Annotated in this window: 9 protein-coding genes; 6 read left to right on the forward strand and 3 right to left on the reverse strand. The window is 48.3% G+C overall.

From position 1 onward, the window contains the following. Window positions 1-73: 73 nt before the first annotated feature. The 3 genes from GA0116948_RS06525 to GA0116948_RS06535 form a co-directional block, all read right to left on the reverse strand. Entirely contained in the window at window positions 74-442 is a 369-nt protein-coding gene (locus tag GA0116948_RS06525) for a helix-turn-helix domain-containing protein (RefSeq protein ID WP_089710283.1), read from the reverse strand. A 10-nt stretch (window positions 443-452) separates the two neighbouring features. After that, a complete protein-coding gene (locus GA0116948_RS06530; protein ID WP_089710285.1) occupies window positions 453-761 on the reverse strand; it encodes a type II toxin-antitoxin system HigB family toxin in 309 nt (102 codons plus the stop codon). Window positions 762-1,050: 289 nt separating this feature from the next. Next, complete coding sequence (locus GA0116948_RS06535; RefSeq protein ID WP_089710287.1) at window positions 1,051-2,049, reverse strand: beta-ketoacyl-ACP synthase III; 999 nt, start codon at window positions 2,047-2,049, stop codon at window positions 1,051-1,053. 209 nt (window positions 2,050-2,258) lie between these two features. On the opposite strand from GA0116948_RS06535, the gene ruvA reads away from it, so the two are divergent. The 6 genes from ruvA to GA0116948_RS06565 all read left to right on the forward strand — a co-directional run bounded on the left by ruvA (window position 2,259) and on the right by GA0116948_RS06565 (window position 17,254). Then, complete coding sequence (ruvA, locus tag GA0116948_RS06540) at window positions 2,259-2,846, forward strand: Holliday junction branch migration protein RuvA (RefSeq protein ID WP_089710289.1); 588 nt, start codon at window positions 2,259-2,261, stop codon at window positions 2,844-2,846. 105 nt (window positions 2,847-2,951) lie between these two features. Next, entirely contained in the window at window positions 2,952-10,271 is a 7,320-nt protein-coding gene (gene sov, locus GA0116948_RS06545; RefSeq protein ID WP_089710291.1) for a T9SS outer membrane translocon Sov/SprA, read from the forward strand. A 209-nt stretch (window positions 10,272-10,480) separates the two neighbouring features. Continuing rightward, the gene (gene guaB, locus GA0116948_RS06550) at window positions 10,481-11,956 is read left to right on the forward strand and encodes an IMP dehydrogenase (RefSeq protein ID WP_089710294.1); all 1,476 of its coding nucleotides are present in this window, start codon (window positions 10,481-10,483) and stop codon (window positions 11,954-11,956) included. Between the two features lie 189 nt (window positions 11,957-12,145). Then, window positions 12,146-13,840, forward strand: coding sequence for an apolipoprotein N-acyltransferase (lnt, locus tag GA0116948_RS06555; protein WP_089710295.1), 1,695 nt, complete (start codon window positions 12,146-12,148; stop codon window positions 13,838-13,840). Then, complete coding sequence (locus tag GA0116948_RS06560) at window positions 13,791-14,609, forward strand: alpha/beta fold hydrolase (protein ID WP_089710297.1); 819 nt, start codon at window positions 13,791-13,793, stop codon at window positions 14,607-14,609. The genes lnt and GA0116948_RS06560 overlap by 50 nt, the downstream gene beginning before the upstream one ends. Then, entirely contained in the window at window positions 14,606-17,254 is a 2,649-nt protein-coding gene (locus GA0116948_RS06565) for a PKD domain-containing protein (protein ID WP_123891690.1), read from the forward strand. The genes GA0116948_RS06560 and GA0116948_RS06565 overlap by 4 nt, the downstream gene beginning before the upstream one ends. Window positions 17,255-17,298: the final 44 nt, after the last annotated feature.

The raw sequence follows: 17,298 nt of genomic DNA on the forward strand, positions 1-17,298 counted from the left end.
AATTCAATAAACATACAAAAGGGAGGCATTTCAAAAATGTCTCCCTTTTGTATGTTTAGCACTGAAATGCTTATCAGTGAAGGCTTTCCAGCAACAGGTTGCCATCCAGATTGAAATTGGTATGCATGCTTTTTAGCAACTGCACATTAGGCTCCCGGGTACCATTAAGGATGGCGGAAAGGAAGGCTTTAGAGATATGTAATTCACTCGATAACTGTGTTTGATTATAACCTTTCGTTCTCATCAGATACTGCAATAACGATTTAAAATCCGGATTTTCAGGAATAGGGTAGGCCTTGTTTTCCCAGCTTTCTACAGCGGAGGTAAGTTCGTCCAGGCGTGCGTCTGCTTCTTCAGTGAGGTTGGAAAGGCCTATTTGAAGCAAAGATTCTATTTCGGCCATGGCTTGGAAGTAACCTTGTTTGTTTTCAATTGTCATCATCTTCCATATTTTAGAGGTCCACTAAAGATCCTTTTTTGTTGTAGGCAGTATACTCTGCATGGGTAAGTACACCCCGAATATAAATAGCCTGCCGCTTGAAATGCGCAATTACAACGAGCCGGTAATTATTACCTGCGATATTAAAAACGTAACGGTCGTTGCCAATGTAATCGCAAGTGTTGAATAATATTTTCAGCTCATGCAGGTTATTGCAGGTAGCCTGCGAAATCTTTTTAAGCCAGTCTGATAATGGAATAACAGCGGGTGGATGTTTTTTGCCAAACTCAATAAGCGGTGGTCGGGAAATAACTCTCATCATCAATGAATTGCTCGCTGGTTTATACCCCGCCCTATTCCCCCAAAGATACACTTTTTTCAATGGGATACAAATTTTACGAATGAATAATATTTTTACAAATGTAAATAATCGCTTGCCTGCTGTTACGTTATAATGGCAATCAATTGTTTATAATTACAAAAATGAAGGAGTTTCTAACTTAATTCCTTAATGTATTGTTAATAAGCTAAATTTTTTAGTATAATGCCTATAACAAAAGGCTGCGGTGTAATACCAGCAGCCTTTTGCAAATAAATATTTATGAATAGCATTATTTCCCGTCGTACGCCCATTTGATGAAGCTGGAACCCCAGGTGAAGCCACCGCCAAAGGCTGCCAGCACCAGGTTGTCGCCCTTTTTCAATTTCTTTTCATATTCCCAAAGGCATAGTGGTATAGTAGCTGCTGTAGTATTGCCAAAATGGTCAATATTAATCATCACCTTTTCTTCTGGCAATCCCATGCGGAGCGCCGTGGCGTCAATAATGCGTCTGTTGGCCTGGTGTGGTACCAAAAAGGCAATGTCTTCCGGACGCAGGTGATTGCGCTGCATCAGTTCGTAGGCAGCTTCAGCCATGTTAGACACGGCATACTTGAACACCATTTTGCCTTCTTGGTATACATAGTGTTCCCGGTTGGTCACCGTTTCAATAGAAGCCGGTTTTACGGAGCCACCAGCTTTCATATGCAGGTATAAACGGCCATGGCCATCGCTTTTCAGGATGCTGTCTATCAAACCGTACCCTTCGGTACTGGGTTCCAGCAGCACGCCGCCGGCACCGTCGCCGAAAATAATACAGGTGGCACGATCGGTATAATCTACGATAGCGCTCATTTTATCTGCCCCAATTACCATTACGCGTTTGTAACGACCACTTTCAATAAAGCGCGCCCCTGTATCCAGCGCATACAAAAAACCGGAACAAGCAGCACCAATATCAAAACCAAATGCTTTGGTGGCACCAATCTTATCGGCCAGAATGTTGGCCGTTGCCGGAAATACCATATCTGGTGTTACTGTCGCTACAATAATGAGATCAATATCATCAGCCTGCAGGCCTTTCTTTTCCAATATTTGCTGAGCAACCGGTACGCAAAGGTCGGATGTGCCTTTGCCTTCGCCTTTTAAAATCCTTCGTTCTTTAATACCAGTGCGGGAAGTGATCCATTCATCCGTTGTGTCAATGATCTTCTCTAATTCCTGGTTCGTCAGTACATAATCGGGAACATACCCACCCACCGCTGTAATAGCGGCTGTTATTTTGCTCATATTAAAATAAATAAGGTTATAAAACGCGCCGTAAAAATACCATTAAATTCCAAAACCAACATTTCAATTTCTAAAAACCACCCGTTAGTGGGAGTAAAGCCTTGTAGCCGTGGTTGCCAGCTTGTTCAAAATGTAATTTAGCTCCTGGAAAGCATATTTAACCCATTGGAATTCGTAAGTTTGTTAAATATCGAATCTTATAAACCCTTATGATCGCTTATCTCAGTGGAAAATTAGCCTATAAATCGCCCGCCTTGTTACACCTCGACGTGAATGGAGTAGGTTATGAGGTGCAGATCAGCCTTCACACTTATTCCCGCATACAGGCCTTGGATCATGTAAAACTACTTACCTTTCTGCACATCAAGGAAGATGCTCATACATTGTATGGCTTTTTCGAAGAAGCTGAAAAAACAATGTTTCTGGCCCTGCTCAGCGTATCTGGCATTGGTGCAAATACAGCCCGTATGATGCTGAGCAGCCTCTCCCCAGAAGACCTGCAGCGAGCCATCCTCATGGAAAATGAACGTATGCTGGAAGGCATTAAAGGCATAGGTGTTAAAACCGCCAAACGTATTATACTTGAATTGAAAGATAAATTGAAAAAGAACAAAGAAGATATTACATATTTATCTGTATCTGTTCACAATACAATGGAAGATGACGCGTTAAATGCGTTAGTGACATTAGGGATCGCCCGAAATATGGCAGAACAAGCTATCCAGAAAGTGATGAAAGCCAATCCACAAACACAGGATCTGGAAGAACTGATCAAAAAAGCGCTTAAAAGTCTATAACTATCATCTATATCGTTTATCGTCGTATATCGCGTTGAGAGAGGATTTAGAACATTCTTGACTAATTTATTACTTTACCCTGACCGCTATAAAAACCTATTACGCTTGGCAAGGAAGACATATTTTGGTGCTTTTGCAGCAATAGGCGTAGTATCTTTTGTCATTTTTAGTACCGCTGCGAGAAACATTGCGCATCAACGGTCCTACCTGCCCCACCTGCCTGGTTTACCCCCCGTTAAAACGGCGCCAGCGCCAGGTGCCGATGACAAAAGGCCTGCTATGCACCAGCAGCTCTTCCCTACACCCGACACCACGAAGGGGAGGGATACGACTGCCCCCCAAACGACTGATTCATTAAGGTTCGGCCTGCAAGATAGGCGGGGTACTGCCCTGACCGATCCACAACGCAACGCTGTGGATCTTAAAGACCCCAACGCCATTAAAAAATCGGTGATCTACGACCCGGTTACAAAACAATACACGGTTTACGAAAAGATTGGCGACCAATACTACCGCTATCCTACCATCCTGAGTTTTGACGACTACTACAAACTGCAATCGGAGAGTGATATGGATGATTACTGGCAAACCCGCTCGGGATCACTCAGCACTCTGAACCAACGAGGCTCAGGCCCGGTGCTTTACAAAAGCAATAGCCTCTTTGACCGGGTATTTGGTGGCAACAAAGTAGACATCCGTCCACAGGGCAACCTGGACCTCACGTTTGGCTACCAGGGCCAAAATATCAAAAATCCCGTACTGGTAGAACAGGCGCGCAAAAATGGTACGTTCAATTTCGATATGGATATTAATATGAACGTAACGGGCCGTATCGGAGACAAGCTTAAAATCATTACCAATTACAATACCCAGGCAAATTTCGATTTCCAAAACCAAATTAAACTGGAATACACTGGTTACGATGATGAGATCATTAAAAAGATCGAAGCCGGTAACGTAAGCTTTCCACTGCGCAGCTCCCTGATAGCTGGGGTGCAATCCCTGTTTGGCGTGAAAACGCAGTTGCAGTTTGGCAGACTTACTGTAACAAGTGTACTGTCTAACCAGAAATCACAGAAACAAAACCTTATGGTAAATGGTGGCGCACAGTCGCAAGACTACACCATCACCGCCGATCAGTATGAAGACAACCGCCACTTCCTGATGGCGCAGTTCTTCCGCGATACATTCAACTATGCGATGTCCAACTTGCCCGTTATCCGCTCTCAGGCCAATATCATTCGCCTGGAAGTTTGGGTCACGAACAAAACCGGCGCCACTACCAATGCCCGCGACATCGTAGCCCTGGCAGACTTGGGGGAATACAAGCCTTACAACGGCAATGTACACGTGCAGGGCGCTGGCAAACTACCAGACAACGGCCTCAACGATCTGTATAGAAACCTGGTATCCGACCCTGCCTCCCGTAACACAGGTACCGTGGTGAGCCGCCTGCTTGCATTGGGCCTGGTACCCACGCAGGACTTCGAAAAAACTTTTGCCCATAAACTTGACTCTACTCAATACACTTTCAATAAACAACTGGGTTTTATTTCCCTGGCCCAGCAGCTCCAGCCAGATGAAGTATTGGGAGTAGCCTATCAATATACTTACAACGGCAGGGTGTATCAGGTGGGTGAATTTTCGCAGGATGTGCCACCCGATCAGAACGATGCGGCGAACTCCCGTATTCCTTTCCTGAAAATGCTGAAAGCCACCTCAGCCCGCCCACAGCTCCCTATCTGGGACCTGATGATGAAAAATATTTACGCCACCGGCGCTTACGGGCTTACCCAGGCCGATTTTAAGATGGACGTGTACTATAACGACCCAGGTGGCGAAAACCGGGTGCCCAGCTTTAAACGGTACATCCCCGATGCTACCGGTCAGTATTCCGGCGCGCCACTCATTACCATCCTTAACCTGGACCGGCTCAATTCCCAAAACGATCCGCAACCAGATGGTGTGTTTGATTACGTGGATGGATATACGGTTAATTCCCAAACGGGTAAGATCATGTTCCCCCAGTTGGAACCTTTTGCTAATGGATTACGGCCTGCCTTTGGTGGCAATGCTACGCTGGAAAAGCAATATTTATATCCCCAGTTGTACGACTCCATTAAAGTGATTGCCCAGCAGTTCCCGCAACTGAACCGCTACGTAATGAAGGGGTCTTTTAAATCTACCGTGAGTAACAAGATCTCGCTCAATGCACTCAACGTACCCCAGGGTTCTGTGACCATCACAGCCGGCGGCCAGGTGCTGCGCGAGAATGTAGATTATATCATTGACTATAACGTAGGCCAGGTAACCATTGTGAACGAAGGCGTATTGAGTTCGGGCATGCCCATCAATGTGCAATTCGAAAACAATGCACTATTTGGACAGCAGGTGCGCAACTACTTCGGTACCCGGTTCGACTATTTGGTGAATGACAAGCTGAGTATCGGTTCTACCATTGTGCGGATGAGTGAAAGGCCCTACTATCAGAAGGTGAACTATGGCGATGATCCGATTAAAAATACTGTATTAGGATTGGATGGAAACTACAGCTCCGATTGGAAAGGACTAACCCGTTTTCTGGACAAACTGCCCAACTATAGTACCACGGCAATGTCGCACGTAAATATCACCGGTGAAGTGGCCCGCCTCTTCCCAGGTCATAATAAACTGGTAGACGCTGCTGGCAGTAAACAGGGCCAGGTATATATCGATGATTTTGAAGGCGCGCAGAGTAACTACGACCTGAAATTCCCGGCCACTAGCTGGGCGCTGGCTTCTACGCCTGCAAATGCACAGGATGCCAACGGTATGGTCATGTTTCCCGAGGCTACCCACGACAACTCGCTGGACTATGGCAAGAACAGGGCCTTGCTGGCTTGGTATACCATTGAACCAACCTTGCAAATACCCAATTCCGCGGGATTGCCTGCTAACATATCCAAAGATGACCAGTCGGACCCTCGTTCCCGCCTGGTGTATCAGCAAGAGGTATTCCCTAACCGCAGCACCGATTTTGGGCAAGCTCAGTTGAGTACCCTTGACCTGGCTTATTACCCGAAAGAAAAAGGTCCTTATAACTTTGAATATAATCCCGCTCAGATTAATGGCAACGGCTTGTTAACCCACCCGGAAAAACGCTGGGCTGGTGTTATGCGCAGCATTGATAATTCCGATTTCGAAACGGCCAACATCGAGTATATCGAATTCTGGCTTCAGGACCCATTCAATAGTAAGACCAATCAAAACGGTGGTCAGTTATATTTTAATTTGGGTAACGTTTCGGAGGATGTGCTGAAAGACTCGCGTAAGTTCTTTGAAAATGGTATGCCTAATCCGCAACAGAATGCCAACCAGCTAGACTCCACCATCTGGGGTCGCATACCACGCTACCAGCAGCAGATTACGCAGGCATTCGACAACGACCCCAGCATCCGCGCCTGGCAAGACATTGGCTATGATGGGTTGCGTACCGATTATGAAAGCATTTACCGTAAGGGCTATCTAGATACCCTGCGTATGAATTTTGGTGCTAACTCGCTTATCTACCAGCAGGCCGCCAGTGATCCTTCGAACGATGATTACCATAACTACCGCGGCGATGATTACGATCGCGAAAAACTTAATATTCTGCAGCGTTACAAACGTTACAGCATGCCGGAAGGTAACTCTCCCGTGAGTACCAGCGGTTCCCAGTATTCTTCCGCCGCTACAAACATTCCGGAGTCGGAAGACCTGAATCATGATAATACCATGAATGAAACCGAAGAGTATTTCGCCTACCGGGTAAATTTGCATCCGAAAATGCGGGTGGGCTATGATTACGTGGTAGATTCAATTACGGTAAACCCCACCCTGGCCAATGGCACCACCGCGCCGGAGGTGTGGTATCAATTTAAAATACCCATTGCCCAGTACGACCAGAAAGTAGGGGAGATCCCCGATTTCAAATCCATCCGTTTTATGCGTATGTACATGACCGGTTTCATGGATTCTACCGTGCTGCGTTTTGCAAAGCTGGACCTGGTGCGCAACCAATGGCGCCAGTATCAATATCAGCTTAAATCAGGCGACCCGGTTCCGGTAACGGCTGGTACTACTTTCAACCTCACAGCGGTGAACGTGGAAGAAAACAGCAGCCGTACCCCTATTCATTACGTACTGCCGCCGGGCATCCAGCGCCAGAACACTATCAGTACAAATAATACTACCCTGCAACTCAACGAACAGTCTTTGTCGGTACAGTTGTGTAACCTGAAAGACGGAGACTCCCGCGCCATCTATAAAAATCTGAGCATGGATTTGCGTCAGTACAAACAGCTACAGATGTTTATCCACGCAGAACCTGTGAATGATCCAAATTCACTACAAAACAAACAGCTAAATGCCATTATCCGGGTAGGAAGTGATTTTGTAGGGAATTATTACGAATATAAAATACCGCTTACGGTGACGCCCTTTGGCGCAGTACGCGATGTAGATATATGGCCTGCGGCCAATAATCTGGACGTAGTCCTCACCAAGTTCAGCGATCTGAAACTAAAACGTAATATGGCCGGCTTCTCGCCTGTAACGCCCTATTCTGTGACAGACAGTGCCACTGGCAATACCATTACGGTTGTGGGTAACCCCAGCCTGGGCGATGTGAAAAGCATCATGATCGGTATTGAAAACCCCGCCGACGACGGGGTTGCCAAATGCGCCGAGGTATGGTTCGATGAATTGCGGCTTACCGGCCTGGATGAAAAAGGCGGCTATGGTGCCGTGGCCCGCATAGACATGCAACTGGCCGACTTGGGTACGCTTTCCCTTTCCGGCAATATGCACACGGCCGGTTTTGGGGCTGTAGACCAGAAAGTGAATGAACGTTTCCGCGATAACTATACCCAGTACGATGCTGCAACCAACCTGGATTTGGGCAAGCTGTTGCCCAAAAAAATGGGGCTGGTGATCCCCGTATACGCCGGTTATTCACAAGCTATCAGTACACCGGAATATGATCCATACGACCTGGATATCAAACTCAAAACCAAACTGCGCATGGCATCCTCTAAACAAATGAGGGATTCCATCAAGGCACAGGCAGAAGACTTTACCTCCATCACCAGTCTGAATTTTACCAACGTCCGAAAGCTGAATAAATCGGGTAAGAAGTTAAAAATATGGTCGTTGGAAAACTTCGACTTTAATTACTCCTTCTCACAAACCACCCACCATAACCCATTGGTACAAAACGATGTGCTGACGCGCAACCGGGGCGGTTTTGGATATAACTATAGTGCTACAGCCAAATTCCTCACGCCATTCCGGAAGTTGATCAAAAGCAAATCGCATTGGCTGGCATTACTCAAAGACTTCAACATAAACTATAAGCCGTCGCTCATTAGTTTTCGTATAGACCTCACCAGGCAGTTTGGCGCCACCCGCATCCGAAATGTGGGCAGCAACTATTTACTACAGGAAACGTACAATAAGTACTTCACCTTTGACCGCTATTATGCCCTGAAGTGGGACCTTACCCACAGTATCAATATCGATTTCCAGGCGGTGAATAATGCCCGTGTAGACGAGCCGGATGGCCGCTTAAATACCTCCGCAAAAAAAGATAGCCTATGGCGCAACCTGCTGCACCTGGGCCGCACCACTAACTATTTTCATTCCATCACGGCCACCTACACCCTGCCCACGCAGAAATTCCCGGCCCTGACCTGGACTAATATCACGCTGAACTACAATACACAATATACCTGGACGGCGGCATCCCGCCAGGCGTTGGAGCAAGGAAACGCCATCGAGAACGCCCATACCATGAACATTACGGGTGAACTGAATTTCGATCAGCTATATAGTAAATCGAAGTGGATGCGAAAATTTGCCTTCAAATCTGCTGGTGCGTCGGGCAATAGCCGCCCACCAATGAATGGCAGCCAGGCTGGCAAAAAGCCACAGCCAGAAGCGGTTTCGGAAGACGACGGTATATCCATGGCCCTGAAAGCTGCTATGCGCGTGGTGATGTCGCTGAAGCGTGTAAACATCAGCTATTCGGAGAACGCCGCCACCGCCCTGCCCGGGTATATGGACAGTACCAAGGTGCTGGGCATGCACTGGGCTACCATGTCGCCGGGTATAGGCTTTGTGCTGGGCGGGCAGCCTAATGATAAGTGGCTGCGTAACTTTGCCAACAGGGGACTTATCACGCACGATACCTTATTCAATCTTCAGTACCAGCAGCAATTTACCCGCGACCTGAAAATACAAGCTACGCTGGAACCCGTTCGCGACCTTCGTATAGATGTGAATCTTACACGCATGTTCACCAAAACCCACTCCGAGTTATTCAAGGATACTACAGGCCTGGGTGCTTATGCGGGACTTAATCCTTATGACGCAGGCGGCTTCGATGTAACATTCATTGGAGTGAAAACCATGTTCGGGTCTATTAACAAGCAAAACGGCATGTCGCGGACCTTCCAGAAATTCCAGGATTATCGCTCCATTATTTCCAGCCGATTGTTCCAGGAAAATCCCTATTCCAAGTATGCGCCCCAGTCCGGTCAGCCCAATGACCCGGCTTACAAATATGGTTATGGACGGTATGCCCAGGACGTATTGATACCGGCCTTCCTGGCGGCTTACACTGGCAAAGACCCGAAATCCATAGGACTCTTGAAAGACGGTGGTTCCAATAACGTAAAGAGCAATCCGTTCAGCAGCATCAAGTCGCTGCCCAACTGGGGCCTCACCTACAGTGGCCTGGCCCGCCTGGAGCCGTTCAAGAATTTCATGACCAACTTCACCATCACCCACCGTTACACGGGTGATCTGAACATGAGTTCTTTCAACTCGTCCCTGAACTATGCAGACCCCCGCATTCTGGGTTATCCTGGTTTCATCGATACAGTGTCGGGCAACTATATTCCGTACTACCTGGTGCCCAACCTAACCCTCACCGAAGCCTTTGACCCGCTGATACGGTTGGATGGAACCTTCATCAACAATATCAGTGCCAGCGTAGGTTTCAAAAAAGCCCGCTCACTGAGCCTGAGTCTCATTGATTACCAACTGACGGAAGTGCGCAGTACCACTATCGAATTAAGTGGTAGCTACCGTGTACGTGGGCTGGTAATGCCTTTTGTGGTGGGCAAGAACGGATCACACAAACTGCAAAATGACCTGAACTTCCGGTTGGACATGAGTTTGCGGGATGATAAAACGGTGAACAATCGCCTGGATGCCGACCTGGTAATACCCACCAGCGGCCAGAAGGTGATTGCCATATCGCCCTCGATCGATTACATCGTGAATAACCGCTTAAACCTGCGCTTCTTCTATGATCGAAGACAAACCATCCCGGTTATTTCCACTGCCTACCCCATCACCACCACCAGCGGTGGGCTTACCCTCCGCTTTATGTTACAGCAATAGACTTGCAACACGCCTAAACTTTCTGCTATCAAAAGAACATCCCGCGCAGGCTACCAGTCGCGGGATGTTCTTAAAGCGGAGGGAAAACTTATCTGCTTGAGAGCCTGCCGCATGTTAAGTAATTGTCATGAGAAAGAATTCGGCCAAATGTTTCATCAAATAAGCGTAGATTTGCGTGCAATTATTTTTTAACTGACAAATAGTTGCGCATGCCTGGAGAAATTACAAAACCAAAGTTCGTCGCGGACGGTCTCACTTTCGATGATGTATTGTTAGTGCCCGCCTACTCGGAAGTCCTGCCTAGAGAAGTTAACATTTCGACCCAACTTACCCGTAATATAAGACTGAATATTCCCATGGTATCTGCTGCCATGGATACCGTAACGGAGGCTACGCTGGCCATTGCATTAGCACGCCAGGGTGGTATAGGGATCCTGCACAAAAACATGAGCATCGAAAAACAGGCCGAGCTGGTACGCAAGGTAAAACGCAGCGAAAGCGGCATGATACTGGACCCAGTAACCCTGAAAACCGACGCCACTATTGCACAGGCACAAAAACTGATGCGCGATAATGGTATTGGCGGTATTCCCATTATAGACAACAATGGTAAGCTGGTGGGCATTCTCACCAATCGTGACCTGCGTTTTGAGAAAGATCAGAATCGCCTTGTGAGCAACGCCATGACCAAGGAAAACCTGGTTACCGCTCCCGAAGGCACCAGTTTAAAACAAGCCGAAAGCATACTCCAGGAATATAAGATCGAAAAACTGCCAGTGGTAGACAAATCTGGTAAGCTGATTGGCTTAATTACTTACCGCGATATTTTACAGACCACTAGTTATCCTAACGCGGTGAAAGACGGCTATGGCCGCCTGTTGGTAGGCGCTGCCCTCGGTATTACGGCAGATGTGCTGGACCGCGCACAGGCACTACTGCACGTGGGGGTAGATGTGGTAGGCCTGGACAGCGCACACGGGCATTCCCTGGGTGTACTGGAATGTGTACGCCGGCTTAAAAAAGCATTTCCTAAACTGGAAGTAATAGCTGGCAATGTAGCCACTGCCGAAGGTGCCCTTGCCCTGGCAGCAGCAGGCGCAGACGCGGTGAAAGTAGGGGTGGGGCCCGGTTCCATTTGTACCACCCGCGTGGTAACTGGCGCAGGCTTCCCGCAACTGTCTGCTATCATGAACGCGGCAGATGCCCTGAAAGGCACTGGTATTCCCGTGATTGCAGATGGAGGCATTCGCTATACCGGTGATATGGTGAAGGCCCTCGTTGCCGGTGCATCCACCATCATGGCGGGTTCTATCTTTGCCGGCGTAGAAGAAAGCCCCGGAGAAACCATCATTTACGAAGGCCGCAAGTTTAAATCTTACCGTGGCATGGGCAGTATAGAAGCCATGTCTGAAGGTAGCAAAGACCGCTACTTCCAGGACGTAGAAGCCGATATAAAGAAACTGGTGCCGGAAGGCATTGTAGGCCGGGTGCCATATAAAGGTTACTTGTCTGAAGTAGTGCAGCAATTCGTAGGCGGGCTGCGGGCTGGCATGGGCTATAGCGGTTCCAAAGATATTGCCACCTTGCAGCAGGCGCAGTTTGTGAAGATCACTGCCGCTACGGTAAAAGAAAACCACCCCCACGATGTGGTGATTACCAAAGAGGCACCGAACTACAGCCGCTAAAATAAGATTCCCAACAACGAAGTGTAAACTTGCTATAGCTCAAATCCCGCAATGGTCATGCCGTTGCGGGATTTGAAATTTAGGTATTACCCATATCATATAACATATAAAAAAATATGGATGCAATAGGTTGCAGGAAATTATTCGGTAGTGAATTGTTTTTTCGAAATAGGCTTTTACATTTGAAACATGTCATCCCGATTCCAATATTTACTGCTTAGCCTCATAGCCGGTACTTTGTTATGGCTGGCCTGGCCCTCTTCTCCCGGCACGCTGTTTATTTTTGTGGCACTCACGCCTTTGCTTTGGCTGGCAGAAAATGTGCGCAACATAAAGGCTTATTGGGCCTGGACTTTGCTGGCATTCACCCTCTTTAACGCGGCTACTACCTGGTGGGTGGGCAATACTACGGTGCCGGCCAGTGGGGTATTTGCCAATCTTTTTACGGCACTGCTCATGACCATCCCCTTCACTTCCTACTATGGTGCCCGCAAGCGCCTGGGCAGAACAGGGGCCTATGTAGCCCTCATCGTGTACTGGATGACGTTTGAATATGTAAACCTTACCTGGGAATTTGCCTGGCCCTGGCTGAGCCTCGGCAATGCATTTGCCATGCGGCCTGACTGGGTGCAATGGTACCAGTATACCGGCGTGGGCGGAGGAACATTATGGGTATTGCTGGTCAATATAACCGCTTACGAATGCTGGAGAAAATTTCCGGAGTTGGATATCAAATATGTGGGCCGTATGCTGCGGCTATTATGGAAACCGGCCCTGGTTCTGTTTGTAGTGCCTTTTGTATTGAATGTATTGGCTTTGTTAAATACTCATCCGGCAAACGACAGCAAGCCAATGAAAATAAAGGTGGTGATTGTGCAGCCCAACATAGACCCTTACGATAAATTTACTGAAGGTGCAGATGCCCAGCAACTGGATTTGCTGCTAAAACTCTCTGCCCAAAAAGCAGATAGCAGTACCCAGTATATTATTTGGCCGGAAACAGCCCTCTTCACCGAGGGTGCCTGGGAAAATGAGCTACGCATGAATCCGGAGATATTACGCATCCGCGATTTCCTGCAACAGCATGCGCCCAATGCAGTACTCATTAGCGGTGCCTCTACTCTAAAACGTTATGGGCACGAATTGCAGGAATTTCCCTACACTGCCCGCCCACTGAGCGATGGCGGGGCCTACGACGCTTTTAATGCTGCTATCCAGATAGACCCTGCAGGTGGGGTGCAGGTGTATCATAAAGCCAAACTGGTGCCGGGCGCAGAAATTGTTCCCTACGTGAAGTACCTGTCTTTTATGGGCAATTTTGCGCTGGATATGGGCGGCATTACCGGTGGATATGGCCTTACACCAGGCGTATTATTAATGAGCAGGGACATTAAACCCGGGCCCGGTTTGGGTAGTCCAAATGGCCCACAGGTGGCGCCCGTTGTATGTTATGAATCGGTGTTCGGGGAATACATGGCCCGGCAAGTGAAACAAGGCGCCCAATTTTCGGTGATCATGACCAATGATGGCTGGTGGGGCAATACCGAAGGACATCGCCAACATTTAAATTACGCCCGGTTGCGGGCTATCGAAACCCATCGTTGGATTGCACGTTGCGCTAACACTGGCATATCAGCATTCATTAGCCCTAGCGGCGAAGTTATTGATGCTCAGCCATATTGGCAGCAGGCAGTGATGGAACATTCCGTAACAATCGAGACGGTTCAGACGTTATACGTTCGGTTTGGGGACTACCTTTATAAAGCCGCAGCGATCTTTTGTATCTTGCTGATTATTTATCGCATTTATCTACGGTTTGCAAAAAGGGCCAATTATGTGGAAGGAGATCAACCAGCATCAAGCAAAAGGAGCATACCGGGATGAGGGACAGGGCAGCGCAGTCGTGTTGCTACATGGATTTCCGGAGAATAATGAAATATGGGACCAGCAGGCTGCAGGGTTATCGCAGCGTTATCGCGTTATCCTCCCAGACCTGCCCGGCAGTGGCCGCAGCCCTATTGCCACACCGCTTACCATAGACACTATGGCTGAATTTGTGATAGCGATCTTGCAGCAGGAAAATATAAATAGCGCCGTAGTCATCGGCCACTCTATGGGCGGATATGTAGCCCTGGGTATCGCGGCGCTGCAACCATCCCTGGTAAAAGGGCTGGGCTTATTCCACTCCACCGCCCTGGCAGATGCCGATGAGAAGAAAGAAGCCCGGCGCAAGTCTATTAAGCTCATGGAGCAATATGGCAGCGAGGCCTTTGTACGGCAGGCATTGCCTGCCATGTTTAGCCCCGCTACTCGCAGCGCGCATCCCGAATTGGTAGAAGATTACATCAACATGGGAGCGCGCTGCCAGCAGGAAACACTCATTGGTTATTACGAAGCCATGATAGATCGTCCAGACCGTACAGCGGTACTGGAAGATGCCCGTTTCCCTGTTTTATTTGTGATGGGTAAAGACGATACCGCCGTACCCATGAACACCATCTGGCCGCAGGCCGTATTGCCAGCCACCAGTAGCATACATGTTTTTAATCACACCGGGCATATGGGTATGTGGGAATCAACAACAGCGAGCAGCCAGGTTTTACAGGAATTTATTGATTTTAGCAGCCAGCTTCATTTTACCAACCAATCGTGAAACATATTTACAGTCTCCTCTTCATCCTTGCCTTGTGCCTTACCGCCCGGGGATCTCACATCATTGGGGGGGAAATGTACTATGCATATATCGGCAAAGACGCCAATGGACAATACCAATACCGGATTACACTGAAATTATATCGCGTGTGCGATGTGTCTACCTCCGGCAATGGCCTGGCTCCCATGCCGCCTGACATCTACTTTTCCGTGTTCGACAAAAAAGATAATTCGCAGGTTGGTGACAACCATTTTACCGCACTTGGTTCCCTGACCCAGAAATCCATGAAGTCTAATGATCCTTGCATGGTAAACCCACCCACCGTGTGTTTCCAGATCGGCACCTATACGACTACCGTTACCCTACCGTTAAATGACCAGGGATATGTGGTGGCTTTTCAAAGCTGCTGCCGCGACGAAAATATGGCCAATATCCAGTTGGAAGTGCAGCAAGGCGGCCAGCGGGGTACAGGTGCTACTTATTTCACGGAAATACCGGGCAGCCTTACCGGAATTCCCGGCGACAATAGCCCTATATTTGATAAAGATTCCGCCATCATTGTGTGTGCCGATAAAAAATTTACCTACACCTTTACCGCCAGCGACCCGGATAATGACAGCCTGGTGTACAGTTTTTGCGACGCTTATAAAGGCGGAAAGATCATCGATGGACAAAGCGGTGGCGTACCCGACCCAAGTGATCCGCCACCTTACCAAACGGTTGGTTATTATTCACCTTATAGTGGCGGTGCGCCGTTGGGGGTAGGTGCCGTCATAGACCCACATACTGGTATTATCTCCGGCATTGCGCCACAGGCGGGCAAGTATGTGGTAACCGTTTGCGTAAGCGAATATCGCAATGGGCAGCTTATTGGCATCCACCATAAAGATTTTCATATATCGGTAACTACCTGTGTAAAATACGTAACCGCCGATACGCCCGACAAATACGCCCAGTGCGATGGGCTTACCATCAATTTTATTAATAACAGTACAATCGGCAGAAAATACTTCTGGGATTTTGGCGATGGCGATACGCTTACTACTTACAGTACCGATCCGCTGCCACATACTTACAAAAGTGCCAATGTGTATCATGTAAAGCTGGTAGTAGATCCCGGAAATTCCTGCTACGATAGCACCACCACTGTTGTATACGCCTTCCCGCAATTCTTTCCCAGCCTGGGCTTCAAAGGATTGTGTGCCGAGTTCCCCACCCAGTTAAATAATACCTCTTATACTAACAATGCAGGCGATTTTGTGGCATATACCCGCTGGGACTTTGGAACAGGGGTGGCTGCTGATACATCGTTAGAAAAAAATCCAGTTTTTAAATTCCCGGCTACCGGCGATTATACGGTAACCATGCTGGTACGCACCGATAAAGGATGTGAACAAACCCTCACTCAAAAGATTTCTATCTACGATAAGCCACCACTTACCGCCACCGGGGATACAGTTATGTGCGCCAAAGATGATCTTCAACTTAATGCCAACAGCTCCTTGGCCGGCACCTATAGCTGGTCGCCCCTGTATGATATTACCAACGCCAACACAGCTACACCCACCGTGTCTCCCCAGTTAGATACGGCCTACACGGTAACCTTCACCGACCAGCAAGGGTGTACCAATACAGCCCGCACCGAAATAGATGTGAAGTCGGTCCTGTTAGTAAACGCTCCACCAGATAGTACCATCTGTACCGGCGATACAGTGCACCTCCACGCCAGCAGCGACGGGCCGTATGCTATAACCTGGCTGGAACTGCCTAGTAGCCGCAATCTGGGCGGCGGGGCCGACCTGGATATAACGCCCGATTCGCCAGTAGAACACTATGAAGTGCTGGCCACCCTGGGTAGCTGTTCTGCCACCGATGAGGTAACCTACACCCTTGTAAACCCGCCTGTAGCTAGTGCTGGTATGGATACCACTATCTGTTACGGAGAAACGGCCTTCCTGCATGCAAGTGGGGGCAGTTCCTATCGCTGGACGCCGGCTGCTTTGCTTTCAAAGACAAATGTACCCGATGTCAAAGCCTTCCCTAAAAGCGACTATCAGTTTATAGTAACGGTAACGGATACACTGGGATGCCCCCGTGCCGTGAGCGATACCATGCTGGTTACCGTGGTGCCACAGATCAATGCCTTTGCGGGCAATGACACCATTATTGTGCTGGGCCAGGCTTTTCAACTACATGGTACCGGCACCGGCGGTTACCGCTACACCTGGACGCCCACGGACATGCTAACGAATCCAAATATTGCCGATCCTATTACTAACAGTACCCGCGATATTACTTACACCCTTACGGTATATACCCAAGAGGGCTGCGTAGATCAGGACGATATCAACATACGTTTCATGAATGGTCCTAACATCTACGTGCCGAATGCCTTCTCGCCCAATGGAGATGGGAAGAACGATATTTTCCGGCCCCTGCCGGTAGGCATTCTGCAAATCCAGTATTTCAGCATTTACGACCGGTGGGGCAATGAAATGTTTTCCACCAATGAATATATGAAGGGTTGGGATGGCACTTTTCATGGGCAGGTGGCTAACATGGGCACCTATGTATGGATGGTAAGAGGCCTGGATCAGAACAAAAAGATAGTGATGGAAAAAGGAACGGTAACGCTGATCCGGTAAGAATGCAATAATTTTGTAAGCTCCTGCCCAGGCAGGAGCTTTTT

It is taken from the genome of Chitinophaga costaii (genome assembly GCF_900094705.1).
Classification (GTDB): domain Bacteria; phylum Bacteroidota; class Bacteroidia; order Chitinophagales; family Chitinophagaceae; genus Chitinophaga; species Chitinophaga costaii.

What these genes read in the sequence shown, in the direction of transcription:
- ruvA (WP_089710289.1), top strand. Translation starts at nt 2,259, where the DNA reads ATGATCGCTTATCTCAGTGGAAAATTAGCCTATAAATCGCCCGCCTTG.
- GA0116948_RS06525 (WP_089710283.1), bottom strand. Translation starts at nt 442, where the DNA reads ATGATGACAATTGAAAACAAACAAGGTTACTTCCAAGCCATGGCCGAA.
- lnt (WP_089710295.1), top strand. Translation starts at nt 12,146, where the DNA reads ATGTCATCCCGATTCCAATATTTACTGCTTAGCCTCATAGCCGGTACT.
- GA0116948_RS06530 (WP_089710285.1), bottom strand. Translation starts at nt 761, where the DNA reads ATGATGAGAGTTATTTCCCGACCACCGCTTATTGAGTTTGGCAAAAAA.
- GA0116948_RS06535 (WP_089710287.1), bottom strand. Translation starts at nt 2,049, where the DNA reads ATGAGCAAAATAACAGCCGCTATTACAGCGGTGGGTGGGTATGTTCCC.
- GA0116948_RS06560 (WP_089710297.1), top strand. Translation starts at nt 13,791, where the DNA reads ATGTGGAAGGAGATCAACCAGCATCAAGCAAAAGGAGCATACCGGGAT.
- guaB (WP_089710294.1), top strand. Translation starts at nt 10,481, where the DNA reads ATGCCTGGAGAAATTACAAAACCAAAGTTCGTCGCGGACGGTCTCACT.